This is a genomic window from Silvania hatchlandensis, from assembly GCF_025564065.1.
Classification (GTDB): Bacteria; Pseudomonadota; Gammaproteobacteria; order Enterobacterales; family Enterobacteriaceae; genus Enterobacter; species Enterobacter hatchlandensis.
Map to the genome: position 1 here is coordinate 1 of NZ_JAMGZK010000047.1, position 12885 is coordinate 12885.

Sequence of the window (12885 nt, forward strand, 5' to 3'; positions counted from 1 at the left end):
AGGTGGCGTATATTACGCTTTCCTCTTTCAGAGTCAAGCGTTTATTTTCGCTTTTCTCTTCAACCGAACCGGCTGTTTGTGTGAAGTGATTCACATCCGCCGTGTCGATGGAGGCGCATTATAGGGAGTTCTCCGGCGCTGACAAGCGGAAAAAGACAAATTTATTTCAACCGCTCATCTTTTCGCCATAACGCCTGCTTTTACTGCTTTTTAAGGGTTGCCGGCAGCTCTGCCAGGCTATTAATCACCCAATCTGCTGCATTTTCTGCTTCGGGCGTGACGGGTTTACCTGTGCGCACCAGAACTTTATGCCCGATACCTGCCGCAGCTGCTGCCTGCATGTCTTCCAGTTTGTCGCCCACCATATAGGAAGCGCTCATATCTATATCAAGAAACTCCTGAGCAGAGATGAACATGCCCGGATGCGGTTTACGGCAATCGCACGTCTGGCGATACTCTTCAACTGTGCCCTGCGGGTGATGCGGACAATAATAGATACCATCCAGATCGACACCACGATCGGCCAGCGACCAGTCCATCCATTCAGTCAGGGTCTCAAACTGCGCTTCGGTGAATTTACCGCGTGCAATGCCCGACTGATTGGTCACCACCACCAGCGCATAGCCCATCTCTTTTAATTCACGCATGGCTTCTATTACGCCATCAATGAATTCGAATTCATCTATCTCATGCACGTAACCATGATCGACATTAATCGTGCCGTCACGATCGAGAAAAATTGCGGGTACTGATTTCGCCACCGGTTTGCTCCTGAAAAGGGGTGTCTTCGTAGTATCTCATGAATCACTGCGCAATAAAGTGCTCATCACACAGAGTTGGATTGATTTAGACGTCTGGATGCCTTAACATCCATTTTGTTGACGGTCATCGCCCGTATCAGGCAGCAGAAAATGCCACGACTCACTTACAAACGATAAAAATAATCTAATGATTAAACTTTCGAATATCACCAAAGTGTTCCAGCAAGGGAACCGTACCATTCAGGCGTTGAACAACGTTAGCCTGCATGTTCCGGCTGGGCAGATTTATGGCGTCATTGGCGCCTCAGGTGCAGGTAAAAGCACACTCATTCGTTGCGTTAACCTGCTCGAACGTCCAACCGAGGGCATCGTCCAGGTTGATAATCAGGACCTGACCAGGCTCTCCGAAACCGAATTAACCAAAGCCCGCCGTCAGATTGGCATGATTTTCCAGCACTTTAACCTGCTGGCGTCCCGCACCGTATTTGGCAATGTTGCCTTACCGCTGGAGCTGGACAACACGCCAAAGGACGAAATCAAACGTCGCGTGACAGAGTTGCTGGAGCTGGTCGGTCTGAGCGATAAGCATGATGTCTACCCGGCAAACTTATCCGGTGGGCAAAAACAGCGTGTCGCGATTGCACGCGCACTGGCAAGCAATCCAAAAGTCCTGCTGTGCGATGAAGCCACCAGCGCGCTGGATCCGGCCACTACCCGTTCGATTCTGGAACTGTTGAAAGACATTAACCGTCGTCTGGGGCTGACCATCCTCCTTATTACCCATGAAATGGATGTCGTCAAACGCATCTGTGACTGTGTGGCAGTGATCAGTAACGGTGAGCTGATTGAACAAGACACCGTCAGCGAAGTGTTCTCGCACCCGAAAACCCCGCTGGCGCAGCAGTTTATCCAGGCCACACTGCATCTGGATATTCCGGAAGATTATCAGGCACGTTTAAAAAGCACCCCGGAAGCCGACAGTGTTCCGATGCTGCGCATGGAATTTACCGGTAAGTCCGTGGATGCGCCGCTGCTGTCTGAAACCGCCCGTCGCTTCAACGTGAACAACAACATTATTAGCGCGCAGATGGATTACGCCGGCGGCGTTAAGTTCGGCATCATGCTGACAGAAATGCATGGCACGCAACAGGACACGCAAGCCGCTATCGCCTGGCTGCAGGAACATCATGTAAAAGTAGAGGTACTGGGTTATGTCTGAGCCAATGATGTGGTTGCTGGCGCGCGGCGTATGGGAAACGCTGGCGATGACCTTTGTATCCGGCTTTTTCGGTTTTGTGATTGGTTTGCCGGTAGGCGTGCTGCTGTATGTCACCCGCCCGGGTCAAATTATTGAGAACGCCAAACTTTATCGCACCCTCTCGGCGCTGGTGAACATCTTCCGTTCCATCCCCTTCATTATTCTGTTGGTGTGGATGATTCCGTTTACGCGCGTTATTGTGGGCACGTCTATTGGCCTGCAGGCAGCAATCGTTCCTCTGACCGTGGGTGCGGCGCCCTTTATTGCCCGTATGGTTGAGAACGCGCTGTTAGAGATCCCAACGGGTCTGATTGAGGCTTCACGCGCAATGGGTGCTACGCCGATGCAGATTGTACGTAAGGTCTTACTGCCAGAAGCCCTGCCGGGTCTGGTGAATGCGGCAACCATTACACTGATTACCCTGGTGGGTTACTCTGCAATGGGCGGTGCGGTAGGTGCAGGTGGTTTAGGTCAGATCGGCTATCAGTATGGCTATATTGGCTACAATGCTACCGTCATGAATACCGTTCTGGTGCTGCTGGTCGTGCTGGTTTACCTCATTCAATTCTCTGGCGATCGCATCGTCCGGGCTGTTACGCATAAATAACGTTACACAATACAAACTCAACGAGTTAAGGATAAAAACATGGCGTTTAAATTTAAGACCTATGCAGCGTTAGGCGCGCTGATCGGCTCTCTGGCTCTGGTGGGTTGCGGTCAGGACGAAAAAGATCCAAACCACATTAAAGTGGGCGTTATCGTCGGTGCGGAACAGCAGGTTGCAGAAACGGCTGCGAAGGTAGCCAAAGAGAAGTATGGCCTCGACGTTGAGCTGGTAACCTTTAACGATTACGTTCTGCCTAACGAAGCGCTGAGCAAAGGCGATATCGACGCCAACGCCTTCCAGCACAAACCGTACCTGGATCAGCAGATCAAAGATCGCGGCTACAAGCTAGTCGCAGCAGGAAACACCTTCGTCTATCCGATTGCGGGCTACTCCAAAAAAATCAAATCCGTCGATGAACTGCAGGACGGTTCTCAGGTTGCCGTTCCGAACGATCCAACCAACCTTGGTCGTTCCCTGCTGCTGCTGCAGAAAGTGGGCCTGATCAAACTGAAAGACGGTGTTGGCCTGCTGCCTACCGTTCTGGACGTGACCGAGAACCCAAAAAATCTGAAAATTGTTGAACTGGAAGCGCCGCAACTGCCGCGTTCTCTGGACGATGCACAGATCGCACTGGCGGTTATCAACACGACCTACGCCAGCCAGATTAACCTGACCCCAGCGAAAGACGGTATCTTCGTGGAAGACAAAGACTCCCCGTACGTAAACCTGATCGTTACCCGTGAAGACAATAAAGATGCCGAAAACGTGAAGAAATTCGTTGAGGCGTATCAGTCTGATGAAGTTTACCAGGAAGCGAACAAAGTCTTTAACGGCGGTGCAGTTAAAGGCTGGTAATCTGACCTTTGTGTAATATCATTCAGGACGGGCGTAAGCCCGTCTTGTCATTTATGCAGGCAACTGATTCAATAGCTGACGATTTGATTATTCACTGAGGAATTACTATGCGTGCTTTACCGATCTGTCTTTTAGCACTGATGCTGAGCGGCTGTTCCATGCTAAGCAGATCTCCTGTTGAACCTGTTAAAAGCACAGCAACCCCGCCTAAAGCAGAGCCAGAGAAACCGAAAGCGCCGCGCCCTGCGCCCGTCAAAATCTATACCAATGCCGAAGAGCTAGTGGGTAAACCTTTCCGCGACCTCGGTGAAGTCTCAGGCGATTCTTGCCAGGCCAGCAATCAGGACTCTCCTCCGAATATCCCGACTGCGCGTAAACGCATGCAGGTGAATGCCTCTAAAATGAAGGCTAACGCCGTCCTGCTGCACAGCTGTGAAGTGACCAGCGGTACGCCAGGCTGCTACCGTCAGGCCGTTTGCGTAGGTTCAGCCCTTAACGTCTCGGCGAAATGAGTGCTTTCCAGTTCGAGCAGATAGGCGTTATCCGTTCTCCCTATAAAGAGAAGTTTGCCGTGCCGCGCCAGCCAGGTCTGGTGAAAAGCGGCGGTGGCGAACTTCACCTGATAGCGCCGTATAATCAAGCCGATGCCGTGCGCGGACTGGAAGCGTTTAGCCACCTGTGGGTACTGTTTATCTTTCATCAGACCATGGCAGGTGGCTGGCGTCCCACCGTGCGCCCGCCCCGTTTGGGCGGTAACACCAGAATGGGCGTCTTTGCCACGCGATCGACCTTCCGGCCGAATCCGGTCGGGATGTCGCTGGTCGAGTTAAAAGGTATTCGCTGTCAGAAAGATCAGGTAATCCTTGAGCTTGGCAGCCTGGATCTGGTCGACGGCACGCCGGTGGTGGATATCAAACCTTACCTGCCCTTTGCCGAAGCCTTACCGGATGCCCGCGCAAGCTATGCCCAGCAGGCACCGCAGGCAGACATGCCGGTGTACTTTACCGATGCGCTGACCGCACAGTTCGCGCTGCTGGAAAAGCGCTACCCTCGACTGCAGGATTTTATCGTCGATGTCCTGGCGCAAGATCCCCGTCCGGCCTACCGCAAAGAGGAAGAAGCCGGGAAAACCTACGCCGTTCTGCTGCTGGATTTTAATGTTCGCTGGCGCGTCACCGAGGCAGGCTTCGAAGTGTTTGCCCTGGAAGCGCAGTAATTTTATTGTCCTCTCTTTTGGCATCATGGCCACACTGGTAAACTAAACCACTTTTTTTGTGTCAGGCTGACCTGTCAGCCTGTTCCAATCGTCGAAATGGAACCGTAACAACATGCGTACTAGCCAATATCTGCTCTCCACTCTGAAGGAGACGCCTGCCGACGCCGAAGTCATCAGCCATCAGCTGATGCTGCGCGCCGGGATGATCCGCAAGCTGGCCTCCGGGTTGTATACCTGGCTGCCGACCGGCCTGCGCGTCCTGAGAAAAGTCGAAAACATCGTGCGTGAAGAGATGGATAACGCCGGTGCCATTGAGGTGTCCATGCCTGTGGTTCAGCCTGCTGACCTGTGGGTTGAGAGTGGCCGCTGGGAGCAGTACGGCCCGGAATTGCTGCGCTTTGTTGACCGTGGCGAGCGCCCGTTTGTCCTTGGCCCGACTCACGAAGAGGTGATCACCGACCTGATTCGTAACGAGCTGAGCTCTTACAAGCAGCTGCCGCTGAACTTCTATCAGATCCAGACTAAATTCCGCGACGAAGTACGCCCTCGTTTTGGCGTCATGCGTTCCCGTGAATTTGTGATGAAGGATTCATACTCCTTCCATACCTCACAGGACTCGCTGCAAGAGACCTATGACAAGATGTACGACGCGTACAGCAAAATCTTCACCCGCATGGGTCTGGATTTCCGTGCAGTGCTGGCCGACACCGGCTCCATCGGCGGCAGCGCGTCCCATGAATTCCAGGTTCTGGCGCAGAGCGGCGAAGACGATGTGATCTTCTCCGACACCTCCGACTACGCGGCTAACATCGAGTTTGCCGAAGCGCTGGCACCAAAAGCGCCACGCGCAGCGGCTACCCAGGAGATGACCCTGGTTGATACGCCAAACGCCAAAACCATCGCCGAGCTGGTTGAGCAGTTCAATCTGCCGGTTGAGAAAACCGTTAAAACCCTGCTGGTGAAAGCGGTTGAAGGCAGCAGCTACCCGCTGGTTGCCCTGCTGGTGCGTGGCGATCACGAGCTGAATGAAGTGAAAGCAGAAAAACTGCCGCAGGTTGCCAGCCCGCTGACCTTCGCGACCGAAGCGGACATCCGCGCGGTAGTGAATGCCGGCCCAGGCTCTCTCGGCCCGGTTAATCTGCCTGTTCCGGTGGTTATCGACCGTACCGTTGCCGCGATGAGCGATTTCTCTGCCGGTGCGAACATCGACGGTAAACATTACTTTGGCATTAACTGGGATCGCGACGCGGCGACGCCAGAAGTGGCCGATATCCGTAACGTGGTCGCAGGCGATCCAAGCCCGGATGGCCAGGGCGTGCTGCAGATCAAACGCGGCATCGAAGTCGGTCACATCTTCCAGCTGGGCACCAAGTATTCACAGGCGCTGAACGCAGCGGTACAAGGTGAAGACGGTCGTAACCAGACGCTGACCATGGGTTGCTACGGGATCGGGATTACGCGCGTCGTAGCTGCGGCAATCGAGCAGAACCATGACGAGCGCGGGATCGTCTGGCCGGACAACATTGCACCGTTCCATGTGGCGATCCTGCCAATGAACATGCACAAGTCCTACCGCGTGCAGGAGCTGGCAGAGAAGCTGTACAGCGAACTGCGTGCGCAGGGTATCGAAGTGCTGATGGACGACCGTAAAGAGCGTCCGGGTGTGATGTTTGCTGATATGGAACTGATCGGTATTCCGCATACCGTCGTTATTGGCGACCGTAATCTCGATAATGAAGAAATCGAGTACAAATACCGTCGTAACGGCGAGAAGCAGATGATCAAAACCAGCGAAATCCTTGATTACCTGGTGAAAGCCATCAAGGCATAAGCCGCAAAAAACCCCGCTGATGCGGGGTTTTTTATGTCAGCTATTTGCTGTCGCAGTTTTTGCCGGGCTCAAAGCGAGCATCTCTGTCTGGCACCAGCGTTTTCACGCTTTCTCCGCTATCCGGATTCGGCTCCAGAGTAAAATGGCCGTTTACCGTCAACAGCACCGGTTTGCTATCACTGCCACGGGCCGCCGCATAATCCCGTTCCAGCTGAGCGTTATTGGTCACGCTCACCTTTTTACCGGTCATACAGTCGGTGAATATCGCCGCATCCGCCATATAGAAATACATCCCCCGCATCGCCATCGACGTGGACGGCAGCGCAGCGGTCACTGGTTCAAGCGTGTAGTTCAGCTGCGAATCAATAGGATTACCTTCCCGATCCAGCATCTCCAGCGCCGCGCCTTTAGCCCGGAAATAGTGTTTTTCGCCATCGGTCGCCGTCAGCACCAGCTTATCAGCCGTTCGCGCCCAGCTGCCGTAAGTGGCAAAAGAGGATGGGGCTTTTGCGCCCTGATAATGCTGGTTCATTACCCAGGTACCGTCTTTTTCCAGAAACAGCGAGGTTTCAATCCCTTCACAATCGGCACAGGGCAATACACCGCGCCAGCTTTGCTGCATCGGCTTTAACGCTTCCATCTGACCTGACGCCAGCGTCTGCACTTCCGTACGGTTATGGCATCCCATCAGGACCAACAGCGCACCTGCTGCCATTACTGAAAATATCGCTGTTTTCACCCTAAATTCCTTATCTATTCCCGACTAATCCTGAGGGCGGCGCACTTTGCCACGCAGCGACTTCACCGTCGATTTCTGCGATTTCGAGGACAGGCGACGCTCTTTTGATGCCCGTGTCGGACGGGTTGCCCGACGACTTTTTTGTACCGTCGTTAACTCTTGTATTACCGCCACCAGCCGGGAAAGCGCTGCTTCACGGTTCATCTCCTGGCTGCGGTACTCCTGCGCCTTAATAATAATCCCCCCATCGCTGGTGATGAGATGGTGGCTGGCGGCCAGCAGACGTTCTTTATAATACTCTGGCAGGCTGGATGCCCGAATGTCAAAGCGCAGATGGATAGCCGTTGAGGCTTTATTCACATGCTGCCCGCCCGCGCCCTGTGCACGGATCGCTGTAATCTCGACCTCGCTATCAGGAAGGGTGACCGTTCGGGACAGGACAATCATGAACGTGACTGCCAGGCTTCAAGATGAATTTCCAGATTATTCTCAGCATCCGATAACCAGATGGCGCCGTCCTGGATCGTTGCCTGCAGGATCATGGTCCGCCCGGCAAATGCACTCAGCTGAGCCAGCTGTTCATCATCCAGATACCAGACCGACAGATTGGAGAACTGCGCGCATTTGTTCTTGTGCTGTTGCCACCAGATTTCCGCCGCGCGGCTGTTATAGGCAAACAAGGCCACTTCACCCGACTGGGTGCAGGCTTTCTTGATCCGCCGCTCATCCGGCAGGCCGAGCTCAATCCAGAGATCAATCCCCAGATGATCGTTAAGCTGCCAGGCTTCCGGTTCGTCTTCCGCACTCAGCCCACGGGTGAATTGCAGCCGCTCGTTGGCATACTTAATCCATGCCAGCAGGCGCAGCATCATGCGCTCCTGGGTTTCAGAGGGGTGACGCGCCAGCGTCAAAGTCGCATCCAAAAACTGGTTGCGATCTAAATCCGCCACATTGACCGTGGCTTTGTAAATTGTCGCTTTAAGCGCCATCAGAGAACTCCTTTCGAATCAGGTGCGCATTGTAGCGAAATATCAATAAAAAGGCTGTTATCGCCTCGCGAATGTCTGCGACATCAAGCTGCTGATATTGCTTAAATGAGTATGGTATAGTCACCTTGCTAAACCGAGTTTATCTTCGTAGGCTTAAGGGTATCTCACAGTAAAGTCAGTGCGCTGGCAGGAGGGGATGTGAATAATTATTGTGAGCTAATTCGCAAACGGTATGCGGAAATTGCCAGCGGCGATCTGGGGTATATCCCTGATGCGTTGGGCTGTGTATTGAAAGTTCTGAATGAAGTCGCATCGGATGATACGCTTTCAGAGTCGATCAGAGAAAAAGCGGCATATGCTGCTGCGAATTTACTGGTGAGCGATTATGTCAATGAATGATACCTATCAACCCATCAATTGTGATGACTATGACAACCTCGAACTTGCCTGCCAGCACCATTATATCCTGGCGCTGGCACTTAAAGATGGCGAGGTTCTGAAGGCGAAGGCGAGCGATCTGGTCTCCCGTAAAAACGTGGAGTACCTGGTGGTGGAAGACGGCGGCGCAACGCGCGAACTGCGTCTCGATAAAATTGCCAGCTTCAGTCATCCCGAAATCGGCACCGTCGTGGTGAGCGAGTCCTGATGTGTGTGACGGGCGGCCCTGCTGCCCGTTACGCTTTCCACTCCAGCTGTACGCCCTTCCCCGTCTCAGCCACGCCATCCAGAGTCACGAACGTCCCTGCCGCAGCCACCAGCGTCTCGCCGTAAAACAGCAACGGCGTGGTATCGCGCAGCCAGGGGGCAACGTTCAACTCCTGCCAGATTTTTTTAATCTTACGCCCACCGTTCCGCCCGACGATGTGCAACGTCCCGCTGGCACGAAAACGCACCGTGACCGGCTCATCGGGCTGAGGCAGACGCAGATTACCACCCGCCGTGAGGGACAGTGTTCCCAGCCCCTGAGGTAACATCAGCGGCTCGAGCGGGTGTCGCCAGGCAATAACCCGGTCGGCCAGCGATGGCTGGCATTTCACCCACCACAGCCGATCGCGAAAACGTCTGATTTCAGCCTCACCGGAACGCAGGCGCGGGGCGGCATCTTCCCGGGCCAGCGCCACTTCGTCCCAGAGACGGTTCAGCAGCGCGCGCGAGGGCATCAGCGCCCCATGCGTAGCAATCCAGCGCCGCAGAATGGCCGCCCGACGCACGGCACTCATTGTCCGCAGCGGTGCAATAGCCAGCGACCCGTCGTCAGAGAGTAATGACGCCAGCTCCTCGGCCAGCAGTTCATCCAACAGCTGTTCCTGCTCTGCGCAGAGTTCGGCACTGCGGGTGGTGGCTTGCGCAAAATGCGGCCAGCGTGCGGTCAGCAGCGGCAGCACGCGCAGGCGCAGAAAATTGCGGTCATAACCATCATCCTGATTGCTTTCATCCTCAATCCAGCGCAATCCCTGACACTGCGCCCAGTCCAGGAGCGATGCACGCGTCTCGCTGAGCAACGGGCGAAGCTGTTCGGTACCAGCAAAACGTGCCCGCGCAGGCATGCCCGACAGCCCTGCCGGGCCGCTGCCGCGCTTAAGCGCCAGCAGGAAGGTTTCGCACTGATCGTCCAGATGCTGCGCCGTAACCAGCGCTTCGTCAGGTAACAGCGCATCGTGAAAAGCGGCATAGCGCGCTTTCCGCGCCTGCGCCTCAATACCCAACCCCTCTTCGGCCAGCGTCACCCGCACCACAATCAAGGGGATATTCCATTCGCGGCAGAGGGTTTCGCAGTGGCTGGCCCAACTGTTGGCGTCCGGGCTCAGGCCGTGATGAATATGAATAGCACGCAGCTCGAGGCCTGGCTCCTGTTCTCGCATACGCATCAGGCGATGCAGCAGCACGGTGGAATCCAGCCCACCGCTAAACCCCACCAGCAGACGGCGATACGGGTCGATAGCGTGATGAAGATCGGGTGTGGTCATCGTCATTGTTTATGCAGGAAGATGCCCGGCAAATTACCGGGCATTGCGACGAGAGGCAAGCGTTACTGCTGATACAGCTCCAGCGGCAGGCCATCCGGATCGTTGAAAAAGGTGAAGCGCTTATCGGTAAACGGATCGATGCGAATGGCTTCGCATTTTACGCCATGCGCTTCAAGATGCAGCACCGCCTGGTCGATGTCATCTACGCTGAAGGCAAGGTGACGCAGACCGCAGGCTTCCGGCCGGGACGGGCGCGCCGGCGGGAAAGGGAAAGAAAACAGCTCAATAACATACTGGCCGTTAAGCGCCAGATCGCCCTTCCAGGAGTCGCGCTCTTCGCGATAAAACTCACTCTGCAGAGTAAAACCCAGCGTATCGCAGTAGAACGCCTTACTGACGGCGTAGTTGGTCGCAATAATTGCAATATGGTGAACCTGCTTTAAACCCAGCATAGCCTCTCCTTTTTAGTGTGCCTGAACGGTATATCTGAAAGCCCTTAGCGCGCAAGCGGTCACTGCGCTTTTAGGACCCTTACCCGGTAGATGCCGTTTTCGTCGCGTTTTGCGCCGTGAATATCCGTTTCGAAGCCTGGATAATGGCGGCCAATAGAGCAAAGCATCAACAGAAAATCGAGCACCGCCCGGCTCTGTTCGGTGATCATCTCTCCAGGCATCAACAGCGGTACGCCCGGGGGGTAAGGCAGGATCATATTAGCGGAGATCCTGCCCACCAGATTTTCCAGTTCCACCGTTTCGACATCACCCCGCACCTGACGCTGCCAGGCTTCGTGCGGGGTGAGCTTCATCTCCGGCAGGACGTCAAAGGCCTGCAACATCAGGCGCGGCAGATCGTGCTGGCGAATCAGGCGGTGGATCCCTTGCGCCAGATCCTGGATGCGCATATTGCGGTAATAATCAGGATCCTCGGCATACAAATCCGGCAGCATATTCCTGACCCGTAAATTAAGATCGTACGCGCGCTTGAATTCCATCAGCCCACGCAGCAGACCCATCGCCCGGGTCTTATCGATGCCGATACTGAACAGAAATAGCAGATTGTAAGGGCCAGTTTTTTCTACCACCACGCCGCGTTCATCGAGGAATTTCGCCACCAGCGCTGCCGGGATCCCCTCGTCACTCATCACCCCCTGCTCGTCCATGCCCGGCGTCAGGATCGTCACTTTGACCGGATCGAGGAACATATGATCCGCATCGGCATCGCGAAAGCCATGCCAGCTCTCTCCAGGCGCCACCGGCCAGCACTCGGCTTCTTCGATATCGTTCGGCTGCCAGATATCGAAGAACCAGCCGTCGGCTTCATCCTTGAGGCGCTGCACCTCTTTACGAAAATGCAGAGCCCGTTCAACCGAGCGATTGATCAGCCGTTTACCCGGATTACCGCGCAGCATCGCCGCCGCGGTTTCAATCGAGGCCACCAGCGGATAGCTCGGTGAAGTGGTGGTGTGCATCATAAAGGCTTCGTTGAAGGTCTCTTCATCGTAGTCACCCTTAATGTGGATCAGCGAGGCCTGCGAAAAGGCCGCCAGCATTTTGTGCGTGGACTGGGTTTCAAAGAACACTTTTCCCGGTACCCGCTCGCCGCTCATCCCGCTTTTCCCGGCATAAATCGGGTGGAAATTGGTGTAAGGCACCCACGCTGAGTCAAAATGAATGGAGGGAACATCCAGCGTTTGCTTCACCCAGTTAGTGTTATACAGCAGGCCGTCGTAGGTGGAGTTGGTGATCACCGCATGCACCGGCCAACTCGCCCCGGGAACCGAGGCCACTTTATCTTCGATGGCAGCATGAGAAAATTCACGCCGTGGGATCCCGCCGAGAATGCCCAACGCGTTACGCGTGGGTGATAGCCAGAGCGGAATGACGTCGCTCATCATCAGCAGATGGGCCAGCGATTTGTGGCAGTTGCGGTCAATCAGCACCGTACTCCCGACCGGTGCAGCATACATGCCGACAATCTTGTTCGATGTCGAGGTACCGTTGGTGACCATGTAGCTCTGCTCCGCCCCAAAGGTGCGCGCAATGTACTCCTCTGCCTCCAGATGCGGGCCGGTATGATCCAGCAGCGATCCGAGCTCGGTGACCGAGATCGATACATCCGCTTTTAACGTATTCCCACCAAAGAAATCATAAAACAGGCATCCCACCGGACTTTTTTGATAGGCGGTGCCCGCCATATGGCCCGGCGTACAGAAGGTATATTTCCCCTCTTTGACGTAGGTGAAAAGCGCGCGGGTAAACGGCGGCGTGATGTTATCCAGATACTCGCCGGTATATTGCTGAATGCGGGTCGCAATGTCGTCCGCTACACCCAGTGAATACTCGAAAAACCACAGCGCCATGCGCATATCGTGCGCGCTGACATCCATCGTGGAATGGGTATTGATAAAGGCATACAGCGGCAGGTATTCATTGAGTCGATTAATATCGCTGCACAGCTCCAGATCGTACTCGTCCCAGTCGAAAATGACGCCGCAGATACGCGGATTATGTTCGATGAATTTCAACAGATCGGCACTGTTCTGCGGCCAGATGAGTTGATAACCACGTGAAGCTAACGCCTGCTCCAGCTCCTTGATGGGTTCGTCTTTATAAAAGACGCCGTGCGGCCCCATAATGGCAATGATGTTCACGGTATACCTCCT

General features: G+C 54.7%; 15 protein-coding genes. 8 read left to right on the top strand and 7 right to left on the bottom strand.

All coding sequences use genetic code 11. The features are described 5' to 3' along the window. Window positions 1-200 precede the first annotated feature (200 nt). Complete coding sequence (gmhB, locus tag M8014_RS10155; RefSeq protein WP_271282354.1) at window positions 201-761, bottom strand: D-glycero-beta-D-manno-heptose 1,7-bisphosphate 7-phosphatase; 561 nt, start codon at window positions 759-761, stop codon at window positions 201-203. A 187-nt stretch (window positions 762-948) separates the two neighbouring features. Between gmhB and metN the strand changes: the two genes are divergently transcribed. The 6 genes from metN (at window position 949) to proS (ending at window position 6528) form a co-directional block, all read left to right on the top strand. Next, on the top strand, window positions 949-1980 hold the full coding sequence (gene metN / locus M8014_RS10160) for a methionine ABC transporter ATP-binding protein MetN (RefSeq protein ID WP_271282355.1): 1032 nt from the start codon (window positions 949-951) through the stop codon (window positions 1978-1980). Continuing rightward, window positions 1973-2626: a methionine ABC transporter permease MetI gene (locus M8014_RS10165; RefSeq protein ID WP_271282356.1), complete on the top strand. Its 654-nt coding sequence runs from the start codon at window positions 1973-1975 to the stop codon at window positions 2624-2626. The genes metN and M8014_RS10165 overlap by 8 nt, the downstream gene beginning before the upstream one ends. 39 nt (window positions 2627-2665) lie before the next feature. Beyond that, on the top strand, window positions 2666-3481 hold the full coding sequence (metQ, locus tag M8014_RS10170; RefSeq protein WP_271282357.1) for a methionine ABC transporter substrate-binding lipoprotein MetQ: 816 nt from the start codon (window positions 2666-2668) through the stop codon (window positions 3479-3481). Between the two features lie 107 nt (window positions 3482-3588). Beyond that, window positions 3589-3993 (top strand): Rcs stress response system protein RcsF, encoded by a 405-nt coding sequence (rcsF, locus tag M8014_RS10175; RefSeq protein WP_271265912.1) that lies wholly within the window; start codon window positions 3589-3591, stop codon window positions 3991-3993. After that, window positions 3990-4697 carry a tRNA (N6-threonylcarbamoyladenosine(37)-N6)-methyltransferase TrmO gene (gene tsaA / locus M8014_RS10180; protein ID WP_271282358.1) on the top strand — a complete coding sequence of 236 codons (708 nt, stop codon included), beginning with the start codon at window positions 3990-3992 and terminating at the stop codon, window positions 4695-4697. The genes rcsF and tsaA overlap by 4 nt, the downstream gene beginning before the upstream one ends. A gap of 112 nt (window positions 4698-4809) precedes the next feature. Continuing rightward, complete coding sequence (gene proS, locus M8014_RS10185; RefSeq protein WP_271282359.1) at window positions 4810-6528, top strand: proline--tRNA ligase; 1719 nt, start codon at window positions 4810-4812, stop codon at window positions 6526-6528. Window positions 6529-6568: 40 nt separating this feature from the next. On the opposite strand, the gene nlpE is transcribed toward proS, so the two are convergent. Genes nlpE through M8014_RS10200 form a run of 3 tightly spaced genes read right to left on the bottom strand, consistent with a single transcriptional unit; the run spans window position 6569 to window position 8256 of the window. Next, window positions 6569-7267, bottom strand: coding sequence for an envelope stress response activation lipoprotein NlpE (gene nlpE / locus M8014_RS10190; protein ID WP_271282360.1), 699 nt, complete (start codon window positions 7265-7267; stop codon window positions 6569-6571). A 24-nt stretch (window positions 7268-7291) separates the two neighbouring features. Further along, window positions 7292-7714 carry an alternative ribosome rescue aminoacyl-tRNA hydrolase ArfB gene (gene arfB, locus M8014_RS10195; RefSeq protein ID WP_271282361.1) on the bottom strand — a complete coding sequence of 141 codons (423 nt, stop codon included), beginning with the start codon at window positions 7712-7714 and terminating at the stop codon, window positions 7292-7294. Further along, entirely contained in the window at window positions 7711-8256 is a 546-nt protein-coding gene (locus M8014_RS10200; RefSeq protein WP_271282362.1) for a YaeQ family protein, read from the bottom strand. The genes arfB and M8014_RS10200 overlap by 4 nt, the downstream gene beginning before the upstream one ends. Before the next feature lie 198 nt (window positions 8257-8454). On the opposite strand from M8014_RS10200, the gene M8014_RS10205 reads away from it, so the two are divergent. Then, complete coding sequence (locus tag M8014_RS10205) at window positions 8455-8655, top strand: YaeP family protein (protein WP_271282363.1); 201 nt, start codon at window positions 8455-8457, stop codon at window positions 8653-8655. After that, window positions 8642-8902, top strand: a complete 261-nt coding sequence (gene rof, locus M8014_RS10210) for a Rho-binding antiterminator (RefSeq protein WP_271265919.1) — start codon at window positions 8642-8644, stop codon at window positions 8900-8902. The genes M8014_RS10205 and rof overlap by 14 nt, the downstream gene beginning before the upstream one ends. 28 nt (window positions 8903-8930) lie before the next feature. Here rof and tilS read toward each other — a convergent pair whose 3' ends face one another. The 3 genes from tilS to M8014_RS10225 form a co-directional block, all read right to left on the bottom strand. Beyond that, window positions 8931-10223 (bottom strand): tRNA lysidine(34) synthetase TilS, encoded by a 1293-nt coding sequence (gene tilS, locus M8014_RS10215; RefSeq protein WP_271282364.1) that lies wholly within the window; start codon window positions 10221-10223, stop codon window positions 8931-8933. Window positions 10224-10285: 62 nt separating this feature from the next. Next, window positions 10286-10675: a VOC family protein gene (locus tag M8014_RS10220; RefSeq protein WP_271282365.1), complete on the bottom strand. Its 390-nt coding sequence runs from the start codon at window positions 10673-10675 to the stop codon at window positions 10286-10288. Between the two features lie 59 nt (window positions 10676-10734). After that, window positions 10735-12873, bottom strand: a complete 2139-nt coding sequence (locus M8014_RS10225) for a lysine decarboxylase LdcC (RefSeq protein ID WP_271282366.1) — start codon at window positions 12871-12873, stop codon at window positions 10735-10737. Window positions 12874-12885: the final 12 nt, after the last annotated feature.

Bases quoted from the DNA above. Each gene is read 5' to 3' on its own strand.
- metN (WP_271282355.1), top strand. From the start codon at position 949: ATGATTAAACTTTCGAATATCACCAAAGTGTTCCAGCAAGGGAACCGT.
- M8014_RS10165 (WP_271282356.1), top strand. From the start codon at position 1,973: ATGTCTGAGCCAATGATGTGGTTGCTGGCGCGCGGCGTATGGGAAACG.
- metQ (WP_271282357.1), top strand. From the start codon at position 2,666: ATGGCGTTTAAATTTAAGACCTATGCAGCGTTAGGCGCGCTGATCGGC.
- rcsF (WP_271265912.1), top strand. From the start codon at position 3,589: ATGCGTGCTTTACCGATCTGTCTTTTAGCACTGATGCTGAGCGGCTGT.
- tsaA (WP_271282358.1), top strand. From the start codon at position 3,990: ATGAGTGCTTTCCAGTTCGAGCAGATAGGCGTTATCCGTTCTCCCTAT.
- proS (WP_271282359.1), top strand. From the start codon at position 4,810: ATGCGTACTAGCCAATATCTGCTCTCCACTCTGAAGGAGACGCCTGCC.
- arfB (WP_271282361.1), bottom strand. From the start codon at position 7,714: ATGATTGTCCTGTCCCGAACGGTCACCCTTCCTGATAGCGAGGTCGAG.
- M8014_RS10200 (WP_271282362.1), bottom strand. From the start codon at position 8,256: ATGGCGCTTAAAGCGACAATTTACAAAGCCACGGTCAATGTGGCGGAT.
- rof (WP_271265919.1), top strand. From the start codon at position 8,642: ATGTCAATGAATGATACCTATCAACCCATCAATTGTGATGACTATGAC.
- tilS (WP_271282364.1), bottom strand. From the start codon at position 10,223: ATGACCACACCCGATCTTCATCACGCTATCGACCCGTATCGCCGTCTG.
- M8014_RS10220 (WP_271282365.1), bottom strand. From the start codon at position 10,675: ATGCTGGGTTTAAAGCAGGTTCACCATATTGCAATTATTGCGACCAAC.